18 protein-coding genes and 1 riboswitch are annotated in these 21,542 nt (G+C 73.8%); of the genes, 9 read left to right on the plus strand and 9 right to left on the minus strand.

The window, feature by feature from the left end; genetic code table 11:
• The first annotated feature begins 177 nt into the window (after positions 1–177).
• The 4 genes from ACFY8W_RS02185 to ACFY8W_RS02200 all read left to right on the plus strand — a co-directional run bounded on the left by ACFY8W_RS02185 (position 178) and on the right by ACFY8W_RS02200 (position 4,653).
• Positions 178–1,854: an FAD-dependent oxidoreductase gene (locus tag ACFY8W_RS02185; protein ID WP_391099073.1), complete on the plus strand. Its 1,677-nt coding sequence runs from the start codon at positions 178–180 to the stop codon at positions 1,852–1,854.
• Positions 1,851–3,386, plus strand: coding sequence for an ATP-binding protein (locus ACFY8W_RS02190; RefSeq protein ID WP_391099076.1), 1,536 nt, complete (start codon positions 1,851–1,853; stop codon positions 3,384–3,386). The genes ACFY8W_RS02185 and ACFY8W_RS02190 overlap by 4 nt, the downstream gene beginning before the upstream one ends.
• Before the next feature lie 23 nt (positions 3,387–3,409).
• Positions 3,410–3,763 carry a UBP-type zinc finger domain-containing protein gene (locus ACFY8W_RS02195; RefSeq protein WP_391099078.1) on the plus strand — a complete coding sequence of 118 codons (354 nt, stop codon included), beginning with the start codon at positions 3,410–3,412 and terminating at the stop codon, positions 3,761–3,763.
• Positions 3,764–4,005: 242 nt separating this feature from the next.
• Positions 4,006–4,653 (plus strand): carbonic anhydrase, encoded by a 648-nt coding sequence (locus tag ACFY8W_RS02200; RefSeq protein WP_391099080.1) that lies wholly within the window; start codon positions 4,006–4,008, stop codon positions 4,651–4,653.
• A gap of 492 nt (positions 4,654–5,145) precedes the next feature.
• On the opposite strand, the gene ACFY8W_RS02205 is transcribed toward ACFY8W_RS02200, so the two are convergent.
• Positions 5,146–6,069: a zinc-binding dehydrogenase gene (locus tag ACFY8W_RS02205; RefSeq protein ID WP_391099082.1), complete on the minus strand. Its 924-nt coding sequence runs from the start codon at positions 6,067–6,069 to the stop codon at positions 5,146–5,148.
• A 127-nt stretch (positions 6,070–6,196) separates the two neighbouring features.
• On the opposite strand from ACFY8W_RS02205, the gene ACFY8W_RS02210 reads away from it, so the two are divergent.
• The 3 genes from ACFY8W_RS02210 to ACFY8W_RS02220 all read left to right on the plus strand — a co-directional run bounded on the left by ACFY8W_RS02210 (position 6,197) and on the right by ACFY8W_RS02220 (position 9,009).
• Entirely contained in the window at positions 6,197–7,327 is a 1,131-nt protein-coding gene (locus tag ACFY8W_RS02210; protein WP_391099084.1) for a helix-turn-helix domain-containing protein, read from the plus strand.
• 80 nt (positions 7,328–7,407) lie between these two features.
• Positions 7,408–8,394, plus strand: coding sequence for a glutathione S-transferase C-terminal domain-containing protein (locus ACFY8W_RS02215; RefSeq protein ID WP_391099086.1), 987 nt, complete (start codon positions 7,408–7,410; stop codon positions 8,392–8,394).
• Between the two features lie 207 nt (positions 8,395–8,601).
• Positions 8,602–9,009 (plus strand): hypothetical protein, encoded by a 408-nt coding sequence (locus ACFY8W_RS02220; RefSeq protein ID WP_391099089.1) that lies wholly within the window; start codon positions 8,602–8,604, stop codon positions 9,007–9,009.
• 85 nt (positions 9,010–9,094) lie between these two features.
• Here ACFY8W_RS02220 and ACFY8W_RS02225 read toward each other — a convergent pair whose 3' ends face one another.
• From ACFY8W_RS02225 to ACFY8W_RS02245, 5 genes are all read right to left on the minus strand, one after another.
• On the minus strand, positions 9,095–9,895 hold the full coding sequence (locus tag ACFY8W_RS02225) for a polysaccharide deacetylase family protein (RefSeq protein ID WP_391099091.1): 801 nt from the start codon (positions 9,893–9,895) through the stop codon (positions 9,095–9,097).
• A gap of 153 nt (positions 9,896–10,048) precedes the next feature.
• Positions 10,049–10,927, minus strand: a complete 879-nt coding sequence (locus ACFY8W_RS02230) for a transglycosylase SLT domain-containing protein (protein WP_391099093.1) — start codon at positions 10,925–10,927, stop codon at positions 10,049–10,051.
• A gap of 4 nt (positions 10,928–10,931) precedes the next feature.
• Positions 10,932–11,087, minus strand: a riboswitch (cyclic di-AMP (ydaO/yuaA leader).
• Between the two features lie 346 nt (positions 11,088–11,433).
• Positions 11,434–12,345 (minus strand): alpha/beta fold hydrolase, encoded by a 912-nt coding sequence (locus ACFY8W_RS02235; RefSeq protein ID WP_391099095.1) that lies wholly within the window; start codon positions 12,343–12,345, stop codon positions 11,434–11,436.
• Positions 12,346–12,671: 326 nt separating this feature from the next.
• A complete protein-coding gene (locus tag ACFY8W_RS02240) occupies positions 12,672–13,391 on the minus strand; it encodes a response regulator (protein ID WP_391099097.1) in 720 nt (239 codons plus the stop codon).
• Positions 13,388–14,680: a histidine kinase gene (locus ACFY8W_RS02245; RefSeq protein ID WP_391099099.1), complete on the minus strand. Its 1,293-nt coding sequence runs from the start codon at positions 14,678–14,680 to the stop codon at positions 13,388–13,390. Before ACFY8W_RS02245 ends, ACFY8W_RS02240 begins: the two co-directional genes overlap by 4 nt.
• 228 nt (positions 14,681–14,908) lie before the next feature.
• Between ACFY8W_RS02245 and ACFY8W_RS02250 the strand changes: the two genes are divergently transcribed.
• On the plus strand, positions 14,909–15,328 hold the full coding sequence (locus ACFY8W_RS02250) for a DUF2690 domain-containing protein (RefSeq protein ID WP_391099101.1): 420 nt from the start codon (positions 14,909–14,911) through the stop codon (positions 15,326–15,328).
• Between the two features lie 114 nt (positions 15,329–15,442).
• Here ACFY8W_RS02250 and ACFY8W_RS02255 read toward each other — a convergent pair whose 3' ends face one another.
• Genes ACFY8W_RS02255 through ACFY8W_RS02265 form a run of 3 tightly spaced genes read right to left on the minus strand, consistent with a single transcriptional unit; the run spans position 15,443 to position 18,415 of the window.
• Positions 15,443–15,769: a hypothetical protein gene (locus ACFY8W_RS02255; protein ID WP_391099103.1), complete on the minus strand. Its 327-nt coding sequence runs from the start codon at positions 15,767–15,769 to the stop codon at positions 15,443–15,445.
• A 13-nt stretch (positions 15,770–15,782) separates the two neighbouring features.
• Positions 15,783–17,318, minus strand: coding sequence for a protein kinase (locus tag ACFY8W_RS02260; protein ID WP_391099105.1), 1,536 nt, complete (start codon positions 17,316–17,318; stop codon positions 15,783–15,785).
• 59 nt (positions 17,319–17,377) lie between these two features.
• Positions 17,378–18,415, minus strand: a complete 1,038-nt coding sequence (locus ACFY8W_RS02265) for an aldo/keto reductase (protein WP_391099107.1) — start codon at positions 18,413–18,415, stop codon at positions 17,378–17,380.
• A 233-nt stretch (positions 18,416–18,648) separates the two neighbouring features.
• On the opposite strand from ACFY8W_RS02265, the gene ACFY8W_RS02270 reads away from it, so the two are divergent.
• On the plus strand, positions 18,649–21,483 hold the full coding sequence (locus tag ACFY8W_RS02270; protein ID WP_391099109.1) for a hypothetical protein: 2,835 nt from the start codon (positions 18,649–18,651) through the stop codon (positions 21,481–21,483).
• The last annotated feature ends 59 nt before the right edge of the window (positions 21,484–21,542 follow it).

Below are 21,542 nucleotides of genomic sequence, written 5' to 3' on the forward strand. Positions count from 1 at the left end.
GAAGGCCGGGGCAGGCCGGCACGGGCGGGCACGGCGGACAGGCGGGCCGGGTGCGAACGGACACGGGCGGGCAGGCCGGGGCACGGGCGGGCACGGGCGATCGAACATACGATGGGCGGGAACCGGCGCGGGCGGCTCGCCGTGGCCGGGCGTCCGGAGCACGCAGGGCGGAGATACATGGCAGAGGGCACCGACGCGGCACGGACCGTCATCCTGACCGTGGACGACGATCCCGGAGTCTCCCGCGCCATCGCCCGTGACCTGCGGCGCCGCTACGGCGGCGGGTACCGGATCGTACGCGCCGAGTCCGGCGGGTCCGCGCTGGAGGCGCTGCGCGAGCTGAAGCTGCGGGGCGACCTGGTGGCCGTGATCCTCGCCGACTACCGCATGCCGCAGATGAACGGCGTCGAGTTCCTCGAACAGGCGCTCGGCGTGTACCCGGGTGCGCGGCGCGTGCTGCTGACCGCGTACGCCGACACCAACGCGGCCATCGACGCGATCAACGTCGTCGACCTCGACCACTACCTGCTCAAGCCGTGGGACCCGCCGGAGGAGAAGCTCTACCCGGTCGTGGACGACCTCCTCAGCGCCTGGCGGTCCAGCGACTACCGGCCGGTGCCCGCCACCAAGGTCGTCGGGCACCGCTGGTCGGCGCCCTCCTCGCGGGTGCGCGAGTTCCTGGCCCGCAACCAGGTGCCGTACCGCTGGTACTCCTCGGACGAGCCCGAGGGACGGCGGCTCCTTGCCGCGGCCGGGGCCGACGGCCGTCGGCTGCCGCTGGTGGTGACGCCGGACGGCACCGCGCTGACCGCGCCGGAACCGCCCGAACTGGCCGCGCGGGTGGGGCTCGCGACCACGCCGACGGCCGAGTTCTACGACCTGGTGGTGATCGGCGGCGGGCCGGCGGGTCTCGGCTCGGCGGTGTACGGGGCCTCGGAGGGGCTGCGCACCGTACTGGTCGAAAGGTCGGCGACCGGAGGACAGGCCGGCCAGAGCTCCCGGATCGAGAACTACCTCGGCTTCCCGGACGGCGTGTCCGGTGCGCAGCTCACCGAGCGCGCCCGCCGCCAGGCGACGCGTTTCGGCGCCGAGATCCTCACCGCACGCGAGGTCACGGGTCTCGAGGTGCAGGGGCCGGCACGCGTGGTGCGCTTCTCGGACGGCTCGGCCGTCGCGGCGCACAGCGTCATCCTCGCGACCGGTGTGTCGTACCGGCAGCTGGGAGCGCCGGGCTGCGAGGACCTGACCGGGCGCGGGGTGTACTACGGCTCCTCCCTCACCGAGGCCTCGTCCTGCGAGGGCCAGGACGTGTACGTCGTCGGCGGCGCGAACTCCGCCGGCCAGGCCGCGGTGTTCCTGGCGCGGGGCGCGAAGTCGGTGACGCTGCTGGTGCGCGGCGAGTCTCTGACGGCGTCGATGTCGCACTACCTGATCCAGCAGATCGAGGAGGCGCCGAACATCACCGTGCGGCCCCGGACCGTCGTCGAGGAGGCGCACGGTGCGGACCACCTGGAGCGGCTGACCCTCCGGGACGCGGTGACCGGTGCCTCCGAGGACGTCGACGCCCAGTGGCTGTTCGTCTTCATCGGCGCGGCCCCGCTGACCGACTGGCTGGAGGGAACGATCCTGCGGGACGAGGACGGCTTCATCCTGGCCGGTCCCGACCTGACACCGGACGGCGGGCCGCCGCCCGAGTGGGAGCTCGACCGGCCGCCGTACCACCTGGAGACCAGCGTTCCCGGCGTGTTCGTGGCGGGCGACGCGCGCGCCGAGTCGGCGAAGCGCGTGGCGTCCGCCGTAGGAGAGGGAGCCATGGCCGTGATGCTCGTCCACCGCTATCTGGAGCAGTCATGAGCGCCCAGCCGATGCCCTGCGACCCGCACGAGATCGGTTCGCTGTTCCTCTTCGAGAAGCTCTCCCCCGAGCAGCTGGGACGGCTGTGCGCCGAAGGACGCATGGAGCGCTTCGAACCCGGCCCGGTGTACACCGAGGGCGATCCGGCCACCTGCTTCTACGTGATGGTGGAGGGCACCGTCGTCCTGTACCGGCGGGTGGGCGGCGACGACGTGGAGGTCAGCCGGACCTCGCAGCGCGGTGTGTACGCGGGTGCCATGCAGGCGTATCTGGGCGACCGGGTCCCCCAGACGTACGTCAACACCATGCGGGTGACCGAGCCGACGCGGTTCTTCGTGCTGCCCGCGGAGTCGTTCGCGGACATCATGCGGGAGTGGTTCCCGATGGCGGCGCACCTGCTGGAGGGGCTCTTCTTCGGCTCCAAGAACACCCAGCGGGCCATCGGTCAGCGGGAACGCCTGCTCGCGCTGGGATCGCTGTCGGCCGGACTCACGCACGAGCTCAACAACCCGGCCGCGGCCGCCGTCCGCGCCACGGCGGCACTGCGGGAGCGAGTCGGCAAGATGCGGCACAAGCTCGCGTTCATCGCCCGCGGCCCGTACTCGCGGGAGGCGCTCGCCGAGCTCATCGAGATCCAGGAGCGAACCGCCGAGCGGGTCGCCAAGGCGCCGGTGCTGACGCCGTTGGAGGCGTCCGACCGGGAGGACGAGGTCGCCGACTGGCTGGAGGACCACGGGATCCCGGAGGGCTGGCGGCTCGCGCCCACGTTCGTCCAGGCCGGCCTCGACACGGACTGGCTGGAACACGTCGCGGCGACGGTGGCGGAGGACGTCCTGCCGGGGGCGATCGGCTGGCTCAACTACACCGTCGAGACAGAGCTGCTGATGGACGAGATCGACGACTCCACGACGCGGATCTCCCACCTGGTGGACGCGGCGAAGCAGTACGCGCAGCTCGACCGCGCCCCGCACCGTGACGTCGACGTGCACGAACTCCTCGACAGCACCCTGCTGATGCTGTCCGGGAAGATCGGTCCCCGGATCCGGGTGGTCAAGGACTACGACCGCTCGCTCCCGAACGTGCCCGCCTATCCCGCGGAGCTCAACCAGGTGTGGACCAACCTCATCGACAACGCGGTGGCCGCCATCGCCAGCACCGGCGACGAGGGCACCCTGACCGTCCGCACGGCCCGGGAGGGCGACCGGCTGCTCGTGGAGTTCCGCGACACGGGCCCCGGCGTGCCCGACGACATCCGGAGCCGCATCTTCGACCCGTTCTTCACGACGAAGCCGGTCGGTGAGGGCACGGGGCTCGGTCTCGACATCTCCTGGCGGATCGTGGTCAACAAGCACCACGGCAGCCTCCACGTCGAGTCCGTACCGGGTGACACCCGCTTCCAGGTGCTGCTGCCGCTCACTGCCCCGGAGGCGGAGGCCGGGACGGAGGCCGGGACGGAGACCGAGGAGGCCGGGACGGAGGCCGGGACGGAGGCCGGGAGAGCGGTCACGACCGCCGCCGAGGAACGCGTGTGAGGCAGTCAGTACGAGGAGCCGGTATGAGCAGGATCGAAGGCATCGACCCGGACGTGGCGCCCGGCGGCACCGGCTGCGCGGAGTGCGACGAGGTGGGCGGCTGGTGGTTCCACCTGCGGCGCTGCGCCCAGTGCGGCCACATCGGCTGCTGCGACTCGTCACCGGCGCAGCACGCCACCGCCCACTGGAGGGCCTCCGGGCATCCCCTGGTCCAGAGCTTCGAGCCGGGCGAGGAGTGGTTCTGGGACTACGCCACCGAAGTGATGTACGAGTCCGGCCCCGCGCTGGCCCCGCCGACCGGCCACCCGGCCGAGCAGCCGGCCCCGGGACCGGCCGGCCGCGTCCCGTACGACTGGCCGGACCTGCTCCACCGCTGACGGCCCCGGGCCTCGGAGACCTCCGGTCGCCGCCGCGGGTCGTTCCGGCCGGTGGGGTGCGGTCGCGCGAGTCGCGGGGGCCGGGTCCGTCTGAGACCGTTCTTACGGGGCAGTCGCCTCCATGGACCGGCGGCGAGAATACGGCCGAGGAGGCGGGTACCGCGCCCGGTGGCCCCGCTCGATGTCACGAGCGCCGGACGCGTGGTGCGCCCGGCTTGTCACTTGCACCCCAGGGTGGAGACATGCCCAGAAGCTCGCCCGTGGTCGCCCTCGACACACTGCTCTCCGGCAACAAGCGCTTCGTGTGCGGCGCCCCCGAACATCCCAACCAGGACGCCGCCCGGCGCTCCCAGCTCGGTCCCGGGCAGGCTCCGTTCGCCGTCATCCTCGGCTGCTCCGATTCACGGCTCGCCGCCGAGATCATCTTCGACCAGGGGCTCGGCGACCTGTTCGTCGTACGGACCGCCGGCCACGTCCTGGGCACGGAGGTGCTGGGCAGCGTCGAGTACGCGACCAGCGTGCTCGGGACGCGTCTGGTCGTCGTGCTCGGGCACGACTCCTGCGGCGCGATCGCCGCGGCCCGCGAGTCCGTCGACTACGGCCACTCGGCCGGAGGCTTCGTCCGCGACGTCGTGGAGCGGGTCACGTCGAGCCTGCTGTCCGCGCGTGCCGCGGGTCTCACCACCGACAACGACGTCCGGGACGAACACATCCGCCACACCGTCGACCTGCTGCTCGACCGGTCCCGGCTGCTGTCGCAGCAGGTCGATTCGGGCCGGATCGCCGTCGTCGGCCTCGGTTACGCCCTGGTGAGAGGCAGCACCCGGGTCGTGACCGCCCGGGGCATCGCGCCGGAGGTGCTCAACATGGACGACCAGGCCGACGACTGACGAGCCGAGAGAACGGGCCCGCCGACGCGGACTGCGGACGCGGCGCAGGCCAAGGGCAGAAGCAGGAGCCCGAGGCCAGGAGCCCGAGACCGGAAGCCGGAGGCCGGAAGCCGGAGGCCGGAAGCCGGAGGACAGGAGCCAAGGCCGGAAGCCGGAGGCCAGGAGTCTCAGGCCCAAGGCAGGTCCGAGGGTCGACGGACAGACGGCCGCCGGTCCAAGGGTCGACGGACGACCGGCCGCCGGTCCAGGGGTCGACGGACGACCGGCCGCCGGTCCAGGGGTCGACGGACGACCGGCCGCCGGTCCAGGGGTCGACGGGCGCCCGGCCGCCGGTCCGAGGGTCGACGGGCGCCCGGCCGCCGGCCCGAGGGTCGACGGACGACCGGCCGCCGGCCCGAGGGTCGACGGACGACCGGCCGCCGGTCCGAGGGTCGACGGGCGGCCGGCCGCCGGCCCGTCGGGTCCGGCGGGCGGCCACCGGTCTCGGTTCGGTCAGGCGACCGTCAGGACGATCTTGCCCGTGGTCCGGCCACGCTCGCCGATCTCGTGCGCCTTGGACGCCTCCGCGAGCGGCAGCACGGTCTCGACGACCGGCCTCAGCTCACCGCGTTCCACCAGGGCCGCCAGTTCGCGCAGGCCCAGGTGGTCGGGCTCGACCAGGACCCAGGCGGCCCGTACCCCGTCCCGGGCCTCGGGGACGTCGTCCGGGCCGGGCAGGGTGATGAGCCGGCCCCCGTCGCGGAGCACCTGCAGGGAACGCTCGGCCGTCTCCCCGCCCAGGCCGTCGAGGACGACGTCCACGTCCGACACGGCCTCCTCGAAGCGGGCCTCTCGGTAGTCGATCACCTCGTCCGCGCCGAGATCCCGTACCAGGTCGTGCTTGGCGGCGCTCGCCGTGCCGATGACGTACGCGCCGCGGGCCTTGGCGACCTGTACGGCGAAGTGGCCCACGCCTCCGGCCGCGGCGTGCACCAGCACCCGCTCACCGGGGCGGACGTCCGCGGCGTCGACGAGCGCCTGCCACGCGGTCAGGGCGGCGAGCGGCAGCGCCGCCGCCTCCACGTGCGTCAGGGACGCCGGCTTCGGGGCGAAGTGGCGGGCCGGTGCCACCACGTACTCGGCGTACCCGCCCGCCTGGCGCGGGAAGTGCGGCATCCCGAAGACCTCGTCGCCGGGGCGGAAGACCCCGACCCCGGGCCCCACGGCCTTCACGGTGCCGGACACGTCCCAGCCGACCACGGGAACCTCGCCCCACGTGATGAGCGCCCCGCTCGCGCGGGTCTTCCAGTCCACCGGGTTCACCCCGGCGGCGTGGACCCGGACCAGGACCTCGTTCAGTCCCGGCTCGGGGCGCTCCACCTCGCGCTCGACCAGGGTCTCCGGTCCGCCCCAGCGCTCCACGACCATCGCACGCATGCCGTCCGCCTCGTTTCCGTCTCTCGTGTCCGCGTGTCCGTCGTCGTTCGACCGGACCGCTCCACCATCGGGCACCCGTCCACGGCACGGTATTGGCCAGCTGGCCATGATGTGTCAGGATCTGGCCATGAGCGACACCGCGGACACGGCCGTACGGGACGAGCAGGACCAGCGGGACCAGTCAGACGAGCAGGACCAGCCGGCACAGCGGGTCGAGGAGGTGGAGCGGGCGGGCGGCCTCCGCAGCACACCGCACCGCGTCGCCGTGCTCGCGCTTCCCGGTGTGCCCCCCTTCGAGCTCGGCATCCCCTCGCGGGTCTTCGGCAGCGCCCTGGACGCCGAGGGCCGGCCGTTCTACGAGGTCACCGTCTGCACGGCCGACGGCGCGCCCGTCCTCAGCGACGCCGGTTTCACCGTGCAGCCCGCGGCCGGCCCGGAGGCGCTCGCCACGGCCGACACGGTGATCGTGCCGCCCACCCACGCCATGCCCGAGCTGGGCCGGGGAGGCCCGCTGCCGCCCGAGGTCCGCGCGGCCATCGCCGGGATCCGGCCGGGCACCCGGCTCGTGTCGATCTGCACCGGCTCGTACGTGCTTGCCGCCGCCGGGCTGCTCGACGGCCGGCCGGCCACCACGCACTGGAACCTGGCACCGGAGTTCCGCCGTGCCTTCCCCCGGGTCAAGGTCGACGAGGACGTGCTCTTCGTCGACGACGGTGACGTCCTGACCTCCGCGGGCGTGGCCGCGGGCGTCGACCTGTGCCTGCACATGATCCGGCGCGACCACGGTGCCGCGACCGCGAACCGCGCCGCCCGCATGTGCGTCGTACCGCCCTGGCGTGACGGGGGCCAGGCCCAGTTCATCGACCGGCCTGTACCGGAGCCCACCCTGGCCGGCACCGCCGCCACCCGCGCCTGGGCCCTCGAACACCTCACGGAACCGCTCACCCTCGCCCGGCTCGCCGAGCACGCCCGGATGAGCCTGCGCTCCTTCACCCGCCGGTTCCGCGACGAGGTCGGGATGACGCCCGTGCAGTGGCTCACCGCCCAGCGGCTCGAGCTCGCGAAGCAGCTGCTGGAGACGACCGACCTGTCGATCGACCTGGTGGCGCACCGGGCCGGGCTCGGCTCCGGGAACTCGCTGCGCGCCCACATGAGGACGGCGTTCGGCGTCTCCCCCGCCGCCTACCGCCGCGCCTTCGGCACCTCCGCCCCGCCGCCGCGTCCGACGGCCGCCGTCACAGGCGTGCGGGGGGCGTAGGGCGGGCCGGCGCGGGTAGCCGCCGGGGCGTGGCCGATCGATCGGCCCCCGTGCAGACGGTACGAGGAGGGCTCGGCACCATGGCCGGTGACGGTGAGTTCGAGCGCGACCGGAGCTACATCACGACGCGCGTCACGGCGGACGGGCGGGACGGCCGGCCCGTGGAGCCGGGGCGCTACCGGCTGGTCATCGCACGGGCCTGCCCGTGGGCGAACCGGGCCGCGATCGTGCGGCGGCTCATGGGCCTGGAGGACGTCCTGTCGATGGGCGTCGCCGGGCCGGTGCACGACGAGCGCAGCTGGTCCTTCCACCTGGACCCCGGCGGCAAGGACCCCGTCCTCGGCATCGAACGGCTCCAGGAGGCCTACTTCCGGCGCGAGCCCGGCTATCCGAAGGGCATCACCGTGCCCGCGATCGTCGACGTCCCCACCGGGGAGGTGGTGACCAACGACTTCGAGCGGATCACGCTCGACCTGGGCAGCCAGTGGACGGCCCACCAGCGGGAGGGCGCGCCGGACCTCTACCCGGAGGGGCGGCGCGAGGAGATCGACGAGATCGCCGACCAGGTGTACGAGGACGTCAACAACGGCGTGTACAAGTGCGGTTTCGCGAGCGGCCAGGCGGCGTACGACACGGCGTACCGGAGGCTGTGGGAGCGGCTCGACCGGCTGGAGGAGCGCCTCTCGGGGCGGCGCTATCTGGTCGGCGACACCATCACCGAGGCCGACGTCCGCCTCTTCCCGACCCTCGTGCGCTTCGACGCCGTCTACCACGGCCACTTCAAGTGCAACCGGCAGAAGCTGACCGAGCTGCCCGCCCTGTGGGGTTACGCGCGGGACCTCTTCCAGACGCCCGGCTTCGGCGACACGATCGACTTCGAGCAGATCAAGCAGCACTACTACGTCGTCCACCACGACATCAACCCGACCGGGATCGTGCCCCGCGGCCCCGCCACCGGGGAGTGGCTCTCGCCCCACGGCCGGGAGGCGCTGGGCGGACGCCCCTTCGGCGACGGCACGCCGCCCGGGCCACCGCCGCCGTCGGAGCGAGTGCCCCCGCCCGGCTGACCCGCCCTCCGCCCGGCCGCCCTCCGCCGGCCGGCTGCCCTCACCGACGACCGCTGGCGCGAGCTCCGCTCCCGGGAGGGGGCGGCGGCCTTTCGTGCCGCGGCGGAGGACCGCGAGCGGGCGGCACGCCTCCATACGGGCGTCGGAGCGCCGCGTTCGGCGTGTCGCCACGGTGATCGCGGGGCGCGGAAACGTATCTGTGCCTTCATGACCCACTGCATGGAACACCCGCTGTACGCACACCTGCGCGAGCGCTTCGGTGACGAAGCCGAGTGGCCGGAGGCGACCGGTCTGATCGCTCCCTACCTCCGGATCGTCGTCGAGGCCCTGGGACCCAGGGACGCCGTGACGTTCCTGACGGCGGTACGTGAGGCCCTCGACGAGGAGGCGGCCCGGGAAGGAACGATTCATCTCGGGTTCGGCGCGCACCTCTGGGCGAGACTCGAGGCCGTCTCCTGGGGCGGTTCACCGGCGAAGACCTCGGCGTGGGAGGCGGCCCTGACCATGCACCGCCTCGCCCGGCTCGCGCCGGAGCCGGGCCGGCCGGTGCTCCCGGCCCTCGTCGACACCGCCTTGTACGCCTGTGGCGGACTGCGCCTCGCGGCCGCGCGCTAGGAACGGCAGGCCGCGCGCCAGGAGCGGCGGGCCGGGGCCCGTCCGGCTCTGATCGGCCGACAGGTCCCGGGCTGCGCCCGGTGGTTCAGGGCGTGGTCCGCACCGGGAAGCTGGTCGGGTGTCCCTGCTCCTTCAGCCACGGCAGCACCTGCTTGAGCGCCGCGACGGTCTGGCTGCGGTCGCCGCCGCCGTCGTGGAAGAGGATGGTCGGTCCGTTGGGCAGCTCCTGCTTCACCGTGTTGACGATGGCGTTCGTCCCCGGCAGCTCGAAGTCCTTCGTGTCCACGTTCCAGCCGAGCGGCCGCATCCCGGCCTCCGCGGCGATGCGCCGGCTGTTCGGGGTGAACGCGCCGCCGGGGGCCCGGTAGTACTCCACCTTCGCTCCCCCGGCCGCGTCCTCGATCATCCGCTTCGCGTCGAGGATCTGCTGCTTCTGGTAACCGACGGGCTTCTTGTCCATGGTGGTGTCGTGGGACACGGTGTGGTCGCAGAGCCGGTGGCCCTCCGCCACGACCCGCTTGACCAGCTCGGGGAACTCCTTCGCCCGCGGACCGACCATGCAGAACACGGCCTTGACGTCGTTCTCCTTGAGGATGTCGAGCACCTTGGGCGTCCACCGGGGGTCGGGGCCGTCGTCGATGGTGATGTTCACCGACCTGCCGCCGGCCTCCGCTCCGTGCGCGATGCTCTGGGGCACCTTCACCGGCGGCACCTGTGCCGGCCCCTTGGCGTCCTCGCCCGGCACCCGCTGCTCCTGCCGCTTCCCCGCCGCCTGGGCCTCGGCCTCGGTGTCCGTCAGCGCGGCGGCCCCCCACGAGGCAAGACCGATCGCGACCGCCGACGCCACCACGGCTATGTGTGCGGTGTACTTGCCCTTCAGCCCCATGCGGTGCCCACTCCCAGCGTCTTCGTCCCGAACGGCTCCCGCAGGGGAGGACGGCAGAGACGGCGGGAAGGTTTCATCGATTTCCGGGAGAACGACACGGCCGGGCGCCCCGTGAGGGGTGCCCGGCCGTGTCGGCGGCGGCGAACCGGTCGGTCAGTAGGCGCCGAAGACGTTGTCGATGGAGCCGTAGCGGTCGGCGGCGTAGTTGCAGGCGGCCGTGATGTTGGCGACGGGGTCGTACGGGTCGTTGGCGGTGCCGGCGACGTGGTAGGCCCGGAACGTGGGGTCGATCACCTGGAGCAGGCCCTTGGACGGGGTGCCGGCGAGGGCGTTGGAGTCCCAGTTGTTGATGGCGCGGGGGTTGCCGGACGACTCGCGCATGATGTTGCGGTAGATGCCGTCGAAGCTACCGGGGATGCCCTCGCGGGCCATGATGTCGAGGGACTCGCGGATCCAGCCCTCGAGGTTGTCCGCGTACGTGTAGCCGGTGGAGCCCGCGGCCGCGGCCTTGGTGGCGGCGCTGGCGACGGCCTTGACCGCCGGGGCCGGGGCGGAGGCGGCCGAGCCCGTGGTGACGGAGGCGCGGGTGACGGAGGACCGGGTGGCGGTGGACGGGGCCGCCGGGCGGGGCGCGGTCCGGGTGGCGGCGACGGAGAGCTTCTGGCCGGGCCGGATGAGAGCCGGGTCCTTGCCGACGACCTTCCGGTTGTCCCGGTAGAGCTTCTTCCAGCCGCCCTTCACGCCGTACTTCCGGGCGATCTTCGAGAGCGAGTCCCCGGTGACGACGGAATACTTCACCGGAGCGGCCTTGGATGCCGCCTTCGGAGCCTTATCCGCGACCGCCTGGACGGCCGCGGAGAGCGCCGGCTTTGCCACTGTGACGGAGTTCGCGCCGTGTGGGGCGACGGCGGCCGCACCGGTGGCTCCGGCCAGCGGGAGCGCGAGCGCGGCGCTGCCGGTGAGGCTCACGGCGGCGATGCCGCGGGCGAGCGGGGCGTTCTTGGGGCGGCGGTGCTTGCCGTGTCCACGCATGGCGGGTTCCTCTCCTCCGCCTGCGAGGTGAGCTGTCGGGTTCGGGCAGGAGATGCCCGGCCGCGGCATGCGCGGCTTCACCCCGAGCCGTCCCCGGAGACCGGGACCGGCGGCAAACCTGGGTCCCCCGCTCCTGCCGGAAGTGTGGTGAGTGCGGTCGCCCGGACGGCGGCAGGATTCGGCGTTTCCGTCCGGTTGCGGGGTGACGCTATGCGAAAACAAATCCGGAAAACAAGGCAGGAATTCATCCCGGCAAATCGATCTACCCGGAATTCCCAAAGGATCATTCAGGCCGGCCACCGCCCTCGCGCCAACCCTTTTCCGGCATGCCGGATCTGACGCCACGGCAGCAGCGACGGGGACAGGCCGGGCGTGATTCAGATCACGCGCCCCGGCCGGGTCCTTTATGCGGGAGCGAAATACCCTGTTGCGGAATCGGATCAGCATTCCGGTATTGCAGTGGAATAACCGGACATCGTCCGGTTTGCCCTGCAATGCGGATCGGATCAGCCGCGGCCGTGCGGCGGCACCAGCCGCTCCGCGACCATGGAGGCCGGGTCGCCCATGAGGATCGTGTAGTGGTTGCAGTCCGGCACGAACTCGGCGGTCAGGCTCGGCGCCTGCGCGGTCCAGTGGTCGACGAGCGCGGGCGGCAGCATGGCGGGCGCCTCGCCGAGCAGCCCGAGCGGCGCGTGCAGCAGCAGCGTGGGCACCTTCAGACCGGCCAGGTCCGTGCCGAACGACGCGGCGCTGGTGAGGAGTTCCCGCCCGTCCTGCCGCACCGCCGCCTCCTGGGCGCGCGAGCGGCGGGCGCCCTCGGGGCCGGTGAGGTCGTAGCGGACGTACGCCTCGATGTCCTCGTTCCAGTGCGGCCCGAGCGCCGGGTGCGCGCGGAAGAAGTCGACGTAGGCCTCGTCGCTGTCGTACGTCATCGAGAGCCGGGCGAGCGCCGGGCCCAGACTGGCGCCGAGCACCGCGTCGGGGTCGGCGTCGGCGGGCAGCGGGAGCGGCAGGCCGCCGTCGACCAGCAGGAGGCGTGCGAAGAGGCCGGGCTCCCGGGCGGCGGCACGCAGCGCCACGTAGGCGCCCATGGACTGCCCTGTCAGGGCCACGGGTCCGCCGTCGCCCCAGGTCCGGGCCGCCGTCACGAGATCGGCGGCGTGCCGGTCGATGCCGTACGGGCCGGGGGCGGTCGAGCTGCCGCCGCGGCCTCGCAGGTCGACCGCGTACAGCGACCAGTCCGCCGGCAGGTGCCGGGCGACGGCCGCGAAGGACATCCCCGAGGCCGATATGCCGTGGGCGGCGACGGCGGTCCGCGGTCCGGTGCCGAAGCGCAGCACGCGGAGCGTCGCCCCGTCCACGGGGAGGTCGAGCGGTATCGGTTCGGGTGCCGGCCGCGGTCCGTCCGGACGGGTCATGGTCGCGTCTCCTCGTCTGCCTGGTGCTCGGTGTGTCCCGGCGTGAATCTGCTCGGTGTGGTGCCGCTCGGCGTGGCGCTGCTCGGCGTGGTGCTGCTCGGGTGCGTCGCTGCTCGGCCCGCCTGCGCAGGGCTTGCCCGTTCAGGGCTTGCCTACGTCGGGCTTGCCCGTTCAGGGCTTGCCTACGTCGGGCTTGCCCGTTCAGGGCTTGCCCGTACTCGTCCCGCTCTCGCACCCCGCCCGTTCGCCATGACGAACTCGGCTCCCACGGGCGGCTGTTGGGGCAGGTCGACCGTACCCCAACGGGGCGACGGGCCTCGGGCCGGTCAGAGCGCCGGTCCGCCCGGGACGACGAGCCCGCTCTCGTAGGCGACGACGACCGCCTGGGCACGGCTGTCGACGTTCAGCTTGCTCATCGTGCGGTTGAGGTGGGTCTTGACCGTCGCCTCGCCGATGTAGAGCTGCTCGGCGATCTCCGTGTTCGACAGGCCCCGGGCCGTGAGCCGCAGCACCTCGCACTCCCGGGCGGTGAGGACGTCCAGGTCCGCGACGGCGCCGGTGGCCGGCTCCGCCTGGTTCACGTACGCCTCGATCAGCCGGCGGGTCACGCTCGGCGCGAAGAGCATCTCGCCGCCCGCCACGGCGGTAACGGCCTCGATCAGCCGCTGGGGCCCGGTGTCCTTCAGCAGGAATCCGGAGGCTCCGGCGCGCAGTGCCGCGTACACGTACTCGTCGAGGTCGAAGGTGGTCAGGACGAGGATCCGCGGGGTGGGACCGTCGGAGCGGGCCAGGATGCGTTCGGTGGCCGTGGTGCCGTCCATGCCCGGCATGCGGATGTCCATGAGGACCACGTCGGGCCGCACGCGGGCCGCCTGGAGCACCGCGGACTCCCCGTCGGCGGCCTCGCCGACGACCTCGAGACCGGGCGCCGCCCGCAGCAGGGCGACGAGTCCGGCCCGGATCAGTTCCTGGTCGTCCACCACGAGCACCGTGATGCCGTCGGCGGCAGGGTCCGGCGTGGTTCCGGGCGCACTCCCGCCCGTCATGCCGGCGGGCTGCTGCCCTTCTCCCGGTGATCCGGGCGATCCGGGTGACCCGGGTGATCCAGGTGAGGTCCCTGCCGGTCGGTCGTCCTGGCCACGGGAAGTGTGAGGCACACGCGGAATCCCCCTTCGGCCCGAGGGCCGGCGTCCACTGTTCCGCCGTAGAGCCTCGCGCGTTCCCGCATGCCGATCAAGCCGTGTCCTGAGCGTGTCGGCACGTTGGCCGGATCCGGGCGGTGGCGCCGGCCGTCGTCGGTCACCGTGACGACGAGTTCGTCCGGCCGGTACGCGACGAGCACCGTGGCACGCGCCGGGCGGGCGTGCTTGATCACGTTGGTGAGTGCCTCCTGCACGACCCGGTACGCGCAGAGCTCCGTCCCCGGGGCCAGCGCGCGGGGCGCGCCCTCGGTGCGCAGGTCCACGGGCACGCCCGCGGCCCTGGTCCGCTCGGCCACCTCCGCGAGGCGGGCGAGTCCCGGCATCGGGGCGTACCACTCCCCGGCCCGCCCGTCGGCCTCCACGGTCTCGCCGGCCGCGGAGCGCAGCAGGGTCAGGATCCGCCGCAGCTCCCGCAGACCCTCCTGGCTGGTCTCGGAGATGGTGTCCAGGGCGGCGCGCGCGGTACCGGGTTCGGTCGCGAAGACATAGCCCGCCATGCCGGCCTGCACGCTGATCACCGACATGTGGTGGGCGACGACGTCGTGGAGTTCGCGCGCGACCCGCCGCTGTTCCTCGGCGACGGCACGCCTCGCCCTTTCCTCCTGTTCCGTGCGCAGCTGTGCGGTGAGTTCGGCGAGTTGCCGGTTCCTGCGGGCGAGGAGCCGGGCGCCGTTGCCGAAGACCCACAGGACGGCGGGCACCGCCACCGCCTGGATCACGGCGACGGCAAGGCCCAGTTCGGGGGCGCGCAGTCCGCTGTAGAGGACGACGACCGCGGTGAGCGCGGCGCCCGCCGCCGTCGTGCGGGGCGGACGCTGGACGGCGACGCTGTACAACGCGATGGCCGGGGCCCAGAAGTTCAGGGACGGCTGGTAGCCGGCGGCCAGGTAGCCGGCGAAGGCCAGACAGCTCGCCACCAGCGCGGCGACCGGCGCCACCCTGCGCAGGGCCAGCGGAAGACCGGTGAGCGCCGTCAGCAGGTACGCGGACAGGTCGAAGACCGGCCACCCTCGCGGGTGGTACTGGTGCCCGACCGCGGCCGACGCCGCCACCAGGCCGAGGGCCAGCGTCGCGTCGACCAGCAGGGGATTCACCTCGCGGAACCACGTCGCCCACTGGGCCCTGGTGTGCATCGCGCGATGGTACGGCGCGGGAAACGGGCGCGTCGTCATACCGGAGGTGCAGCGTGCGCCGGTGCGCACTGCCGCAGGGGTTTACCCCGCCGTTCAACTCTGCGGTTGACGCCCCGGGTCCGGCGGCCGGGAGATCGTACGGGTGCACCGTCCGCACCACCCTCCGCACCACCGACGGACCAGTCGCGATACCGACCACGCGCGATACCGACCACTCAGGGGGAACACATGAAGATCAGCAAGAGGACCGGCGTCATGCTGTCCACGGCCGCGCTCGTGCTCGGCCTCGGCAGCGCGGCCACGACGGCCCAGGCGGCCACCGGTTCGGCCTCGGCGGCCATGGCGTGCAGCACGGCGAACGCCACGACCCCGCGCACGGCGAGCGTCGACGGCATCCGCATCGAGCTGCGCTACAGCACCTCCAGCCGCTGTGCGTGGGGCCGGATCACCGGCGCGGACCCGGGCGACAAGGTGTGGGTGGACCGATCCGGCGACGGCGGCGGCAGCTGGACCGGCCCGCTGGGCATGACCACGGTCCAGTACGGCAGTGACACGCACACCCCGGCGTACAACGACGCCGGCTACGTCATGCGGGCCTGCGCGTGGAACGACTCCACGGGCAACATCCGCTGCACCGGCTGGTACTAGACAGCCACCGGGGACCCCGCACGGTCGCCCGCTCGTCGGCGGGCGGGCGGCCGTGCGGCGCGGGATCCGGCACCGGTCCTGTCACGGGGGTGACGGGGGAGGACCGGCGCCGGATCACTTCGCCGCGCGGTACGTCCCCAGGACGTGGTCATGGAATTCCCTGACCTGGTCGCGCTGTGCTTCCGGGCCTATGACGAGCACGAGGTGGTAGCGGCCCGAGAGGAGGATGGCCGCGTTGCGGACGAACAGCTCGCGTCCGCTGGCGTCCGCCCAGGTGAAGTTTCCGAGGGCTGAGCGCGTTCCGCCGACGTCCAGCTCGACCATTCCCGAGGCACTGGACCAGCTGGAGACACGCCACGGGGCCAACTCCGGCTCGTGGTCCTTCTGGTAGATGACGGGCTTGTCGGAGGAGCTCGCCGCCGCGTCGCGTCCGGGGACCACGACGAGTTCGAGGTCACCCTTGGTGTAGCGGTACTGGTCCCGGGCGTTGCGGGGAGCCGCCGTCCAGTCGGCCGGGACCTCCGCCTGGAATCCGCTCTCCTGGACCAGGCGGTAACCGCGGGACGGCTCCGGACCGGGTGACTTCGTGCTCGGCTTCGTGCTCGGCTTCGTCGAAGCGGGTGACGACGAGGTGGGCGCCCTGCCGTGCGAACCCGGGCCCGAGGCACCGGAGCGGCCGGACCCGTCGTTCCACTGCGTGAGAGCCCAGGCGCCGAGCGAGCCGAGCACGACGCAGACCGCCGCGGCGGCCAGGAGCCTGCGACGCACCGTCCGCCGTCGCGGACGGCCCGACCGCCGCCCGGCGTCCGGTACTTCGGTGCCCTGACCTGCGGTGGCCGGCACGTCGGCACTCGGTCCCGCAGTGGCCCGCACCTCGGCACTTGGCCCCCCAGCGGCCGGCGCATCGGCACTCGGTCCCGTGGTATCCGGCACGTCGGCACGCGGTCCCGCACCGGCCCGCACCTCGGCATTCGGCCCCCCCAGCGGCCGGCGCTTGCGCGGCGAGGTCCGCACCGGCCCGCACCTCGGCACCCAGCCCCCCAGCGGCCGGCGCTCGCGCGGCGGGGTCCGCACCGGGGGACCCGACCGCCTCCTCCGCCGCGCCCTCCTCCCCGGCCGGGTTCTCCGCTGCGGGCTCTGCCGCCGCGGGCGCCGGCGCCGCGGGCTTCTCCGCCGCGGCCCGCAGCGACTCCGCCACCTCGGCCGACGAGGGACGGTGGTCCGGGTTCTTGGCGAGCAGGGCGTGCACGACGGGTGCCAGGGTGTCGGCCAGCCGGGTCGGCGGGGTCTCGTCGACGACGACGGCCGTGACCGTCTCCTCCATCGAGTCGCGCTGGAACGGCGCCCAGCCCTCCACCATCTGGAACAGCAGGACGCCGAGCGACCACAGGTCGGAGGCGGGCCCGGGACGGCGGCCGCCCATGCGCTCCGGCGCCGTGTAGGCGAGGGAGCCGACGAACTCCCCGGTCTGCGTGAGCGGCTTCTCACCGGTGATGTACGCGATGCCGAAGTCGGTGAGCACGACACCACCGTCCTCGCGGAGGAGGACGTTGGCCGGCTTCACGTCGCGGTGCAGCACGTCCCGCTCGTGGGCCGCCGTCAGCGCCTCGACGACGCGCAGGGCGACGCGGGCCGCCTCTCTTTCGGGCAGGGCGCCCTCGCGGTCCAGCCGGTCGGCGAGGGATTCCCCGCGTACCCGCTCCATGACGATCCACGGGTGGCCGTCCTCGATGACGATGTCGTGCACCGTGACCACGCCCGGGTGGTTCACGCGCGCCGCGGCGCGCGCCTCGCGCAGCACCCGTTCGACACGCGCCGGATCATGCGCCGTGTGGGCCTCCTTGACGGCGACCTCGCGCCGGACGAGGAGGTCGTGTCCGGCCCACACCGTGCCCATGCCGCCCGAGCCGAGCCGTTCGTCGAGCCGGTAGCGGCCGCCGACCAACCGGCCCTCGGCCGCGGCCTCCTGGGCCTCGTCCCCCGTCACCATGCCAGCATCATGCCGTATCGCGGCAGGGTGGGAGCCGGGCTTCCGCCCTGCTCCCGGGCTCAGCTCCAGGGGAGCGACGCCCGCGTGTGCCAGTAGGCCGCGGCGGGCTCGGCCAGGACGGCGAGTTCGGCGAGCGCCTCCTGGCCGAGGCCGAGTGCGGCGGCGCCGAGGTTGGAGGCGAGCTGCTCCTCGGTCGCGGCTCCGGAGAGCACCAGGTCCGCCCACGGTCGCGCGGTCACCGCCGCCAGGGCGACGGCGTCGGCGGTGGCCCCCGTGCGGGCCGCGACGGCGCGCAGCGCCGCGGTGTCGGGGCCGGTGGCGTGACGGCCGGCGAGGCGGCCGTTGGCCATGGCCTCCTTGACGACGACGAGCCATCCCGCCGCGTGCGCCTCGGCGAGCGCCGGTTCCGCCGAGGGTTCGAGGAGGTTCCAGGTCGACTGCACGGCCGAGAACAGCCGCTGCCCGCCCACGCTCACCTCCAGCGCGGCGCGTACGGTCCCGCCCTGCGCCGGGCCGCTGGTGGACAGGCCCACCCGGACGCCCTCCGCCGCCAGTTCCGCGAGCCGGGCGTGCAGCGCCCGGTCGGTGAGCGCCGGGCTGTCCGGGGTGACCGAGTGGATCAGGTACACGTCGGGACGGCGGCCGAGGAGCGCCCGCGTCTCCTTGACCTGCCGGTCGAAGACCGCCACCGAGTGCTCCTTGACCTCGTGTGCGGCGACGCCGGAGATCCGCCAGTCGGCGGTGTACGTGTAGCCCCATTTGCTGCCGACGCGGACCTGTGCGGCCGCGTCGGGCCGGGCGGCCAGCCATTCGCCGAGGAACTCCTCCGCCCGGCCGTACGACCGGGCCGTGTCGAAGTAGCGCACCCCGGCGGCGTACGCGGCGTCCAGCAGGGCGTGGGTCCGTCGCCGCAGCGCGGCCACGCTCCGGTCGTCCGGCAGGTCCGACCCGCGGCCGAGGGTGATGTATCCGGGGCGCCCGACGGCGGCGGTCCCGAGGCCGAACCGCGCGAGCGTCGGGGGCAGGCGGAGCTCCGGACCCGTGGCGGACTCGGCGGACCCGGGTCCCGTCTTCGGCTCGGCGGACTCGGCGGGCATGGCGGTGTCCCTTTCGGTGGGTGGTCCGGGCGACGGCGGGGGCGCTCGCGCGTCCGCCGGTCCGACCTTAACCACACCCTCCTGACGCGATCGTGACGCCTCATCAGGCAACCCGCGTCCCTTCCTTCCCGTCCTCCGGGGGCGAGAGGGGCGCCCGGATCCTGACCGGGGGATCGAACGGGGGTTTCCGTGGTGCCCGTGTCCGAACGAGACCGATCGTGAGGAAGACCGCTTTGATACGTGTCACACGCGGCGTGACCACCGCCGTGACGCTCATGGCACTTGCCGCCGCAGCACCGGGACTCGCGCACGCGGCGCAGCCGTCGGCGGCAGCGCCGGCGACGACGTCCCCAGGGGAACGGGACGGGAGTCCGCGGCTGCCCGAGGGGTGGCGGATCGCCGGGGCCGGTGCGGAACGCCAGTTGGTGTGGACGGCCGACGAGGCCGTGCCCATGGGGGACGCCCGGGTCGAGTTCCGGCTCGGCGGACGGCTGCTCGGGTTTCCGGTGGCCCAGCCGGACGGCCGCTCCTTCCGGCTGTCGCTCGGCGACGCGCGCCCCGGCGGGCGGACGGAGCAGCGGATCGCCGACGGCGAGGAGCTCCGGGTGACGGCCGGCGGGCGGCGGCTCGACGCCGACGCGTCGGCGCTCTCGGCGCGCGTGCGCCCGTCCGCTCCCGCCGTACGGCCGGAGGAGCCGCTGCCCGCGAATCCGGTGGACCCGGGAGTGCCCGGCGGCCATCGCACCGTCAAGGGCGAGTACGCGCTGAAGTCGGTGCGCCTGCCCGGGTTCCCCGAGCCGGTCGAGATGCGCGCCGCGGTCGTGGCCCCGGACCCGGCCTCCGCGCCGGGCAGGCGCCCGGTGGCGCTGTTCCTGCACGGCCGCCACGGCACCTGCTACAAGCCCGGCACCGACGAGGAGACCGGCGACTGGCCGTGCCCGTCGGGGACGAAGCCGATTCCGAGCCACCAGGGGTACGAGCAGGCGCAGCGACTCCTGGCGTCCCAGGGGTACGTGACGCTGTCCGTCTCGGCCAACGGGATCAACGGGCAGGACTTCCGGGCCGAGGACGGCGGCGCGCAGGCCCGTTCCTCCCTCGTCCGGCTGCATCTGGCCCGGTGGGCGCAGTGGGCCGCGAACGGCAAGGACGCGCCCGCGGTCGTACGGAAGTCGGCCGCTGCGGATCTCTCGCGAGTGCTGCTCGTGGGTCATTCGCGGGGCGGCGAGGGCGTCAACCGGGCCGCGCTCGACAGTCTGTCCGCGCCGCCCGCCGACCAGGACGGCTACCGCGGCCCCGTGCGGTGGAAGATCCGCGGCAACGTCCTCATCGGGCCCACGATCTTCGGCCAGAACCCGGTGCCCGACGTGCCGTCCATGACGATCCTGCCGGGCTGCGACGGCGACGTGTCAGACCTCCAGGGCGAGATCTACCTCGACGGAACGCGGGGTGTCGGCCGTGGCGCGGCGCTGCACAGCGCGGTGTACATGGTCGGCGCCAACCACAACTTCTTCAACAGCGAGTGGACGCCGGGCCAGGCGAAGGCGCCCGCCGTGGACGACTTCTGGTCCGACGCGGAGACCCCGGACGCGGTCTGCTCCCCCGGCACGCGCACCCGGCTGACCGCACCGCAGCAGCAGACCGCGGGCGCCACCTACATCGCGGCGGCGGCCCGGCTGTTCGTCGGCGGGGACGACCGGGTGCGGCCGCTGCTCGACGGCTCCGGCCGGCGGGCGGCCTCGGCCGGTCCCGCCCGGGTGCTCACCCACGCCGTCGGTGCCGGTCGCACGCCCGCCTTCCTCCCCGGCCCGTCGGTGACGGTGTCCGGCGGCGGCCGGCTGTGCGCGCAGACCGATCCCGACGCCGCGCGCTCCTGCCTCTCGCCCGACGAGGGCGGCCGGTCCCCGCACTTCGCGTCCTGGGAGACCACGCCCGAACCGGGCCGGGACGCCGTCGCGATGGCGTGGACAGGCCCCGGCACGGCGACCGCCGTGCGTGCGGCGCGGCCGGTGTCCCTCGCGGGCGCCGAGTCCCTGGCACTGCGCGTGATCGTCCCGCCGAACAGCAGGGGAACCGAGCTCGACGTCACCGTGGGCGACGGCTCGGGACGCCGCGCGAAGCTCGGCCGGGTGCGCGTCGACGGCCTGCCGGGCACTGACCGGACCGCCTCGTACTGGGGGCGCGAGCTGCGCGTGCCGCTGACCGCCGCGGCCCGGGCCGGACTCGACCTGAAGCGGGTCTCCGTCCTCGAACTCACCCCGCGCAGCGCCTCCGGGCGTGCCTGGCTGGTGGACGCCTGGGGCTGGCGTCCCGGTACGCCCGCCGTGCGCCCGGCGCCGCTGCCGCGCGTCGACTTCGGGCGGCTGACGGTCGACGAGGGCGATTCCGGGGTGCGGACCCATCGCGTGCCGGTACGGGTCTCCGGACAGGGCAGCGGCCAGGTCCGGGTGTTCACGCCCGTGCCGGGCACGGACGGCTTCGCGTCGCGCGTCGTGACCGTGCGTCCGGGTCAGCGGACCATCGAGATCCCGGTGACGGTGCGGGGCAACACCCGCTTCGGCTGGGACGTGAACCAGGACGCGTTCGTGAAGGCGGTGAGCGGTGCCGTGGTCGGCTCGCACCGCGGCGGCGTGACGGCGCGGAACGACGACCCGATGCCGAAGGTGCGGCTGACGCCCGTCGCGGACGACGTGGCCGAGGGCGGGGCGCTCATTTGGCGGGTGACACTGTCCGAGGCCGCCGACGCCGACATCATGGGCGGTGCGGCGTTCCTGCCGGTGACCGGCGGCGCCGAGCTGTCCACGGCGGACCTCGACCCGGATTGGGTGAGGGACACCTACGGATCCGTTCCCGAGCCGGCCAGGCCGCTGTCGCGGCCGGAGTACGAGGACTCCTACGCGGCCTTCTCCGTTCCCGCCGGCGAGACGACCGCGGAGCTGCGGGTGCCCACCGTCAGGGACGGGGCCGCCGAGCCCGCCGAGTCGCTGCGGGCGCGGCCCTTCGCGTACGACGGAGACTGGGAGCGCGTCCCGGGCCCGGAGTTCACGGGCACGGTGCGGGACGCCTCGTAACACCCGTGGGGCCGGACCGGGGCGATCCGCGGTCTCATGGAGGGGCGGGCGCCGGTTCC

It is taken from the genome of Streptomyces sp. NPDC012637, from assembly GCF_042954805.1.
Classification (GTDB): domain Bacteria; phylum Actinomycetota; class Actinomycetes; order Streptomycetales; family Streptomycetaceae; genus Streptomyces.

What these genes read in the sequence shown, in the direction of transcription:
- ACFY8W_RS02185 (WP_391099073.1), top strand. Translation starts at nt 178, where the DNA reads ATGGCAGAGGGCACCGACGCGGCACGGACCGTCATCCTGACCGTGGAC.
- ACFY8W_RS02190 (WP_391099076.1), top strand. Translation starts at nt 1,851, where the DNA reads ATGAGCGCCCAGCCGATGCCCTGCGACCCGCACGAGATCGGTTCGCTG.
- ACFY8W_RS02195 (WP_391099078.1), top strand. Translation starts at nt 3,410, where the DNA reads ATGAGCAGGATCGAAGGCATCGACCCGGACGTGGCGCCCGGCGGCACC.
- ACFY8W_RS02200 (WP_391099080.1), top strand. Translation starts at nt 4,006, where the DNA reads ATGCCCAGAAGCTCGCCCGTGGTCGCCCTCGACACACTGCTCTCCGGC.
- ACFY8W_RS02205 (WP_391099082.1), bottom strand. Translation starts at nt 6,069, where the DNA reads ATGCGTGCGATGGTCGTGGAGCGCTGGGGCGGACCGGAGACCCTGGTC.
- ACFY8W_RS02210 (WP_391099084.1), top strand. Translation starts at nt 6,197, where the DNA reads ATGAGCGACACCGCGGACACGGCCGTACGGGACGAGCAGGACCAGCGG.
- ACFY8W_RS02215 (WP_391099086.1), top strand. Translation starts at nt 7,408, where the DNA reads ATGGCCGGTGACGGTGAGTTCGAGCGCGACCGGAGCTACATCACGACG.
- ACFY8W_RS02220 (WP_391099089.1), top strand. Translation starts at nt 8,602, where the DNA reads ATGACCCACTGCATGGAACACCCGCTGTACGCACACCTGCGCGAGCGC.
- ACFY8W_RS02225 (WP_391099091.1), bottom strand. Translation starts at nt 9,895, where the DNA reads ATGGGGCTGAAGGGCAAGTACACCGCACACATAGCCGTGGTGGCGTCG.
- ACFY8W_RS02230 (WP_391099093.1), bottom strand. Translation starts at nt 10,927, where the DNA reads ATGCGTGGACACGGCAAGCACCGCCGCCCCAAGAACGCCCCGCTCGCC.
- ACFY8W_RS02235 (WP_391099095.1), bottom strand. Translation starts at nt 12,345, where the DNA reads ATGACCCGTCCGGACGGACCGCGGCCGGCACCCGAACCGATACCGCTC.
- ACFY8W_RS02240 (WP_391099097.1), bottom strand. Translation starts at nt 13,391, where the DNA reads ATGACGGGCGGGAGTGCGCCCGGAACCACGCCGGACCCTGCCGCCGAC.
- ACFY8W_RS02245 (WP_391099099.1), bottom strand. Translation starts at nt 14,680, where the DNA reads ATGCACACCAGGGCCCAGTGGGCGACGTGGTTCCGCGAGGTGAATCCC.
- ACFY8W_RS02250 (WP_391099101.1), top strand. Translation starts at nt 14,909, where the DNA reads ATGAAGATCAGCAAGAGGACCGGCGTCATGCTGTCCACGGCCGCGCTC.
- ACFY8W_RS02260 (WP_391099105.1), bottom strand. Translation starts at nt 17,318, where the DNA reads ATGGTGACGGGGGACGAGGCCCAGGAGGCCGCGGCCGAGGGCCGGTTG.
- ACFY8W_RS02265 (WP_391099107.1), bottom strand. Translation starts at nt 18,415, where the DNA reads ATGCCCGCCGAGTCCGCCGAGCCGAAGACGGGACCCGGGTCCGCCGAG.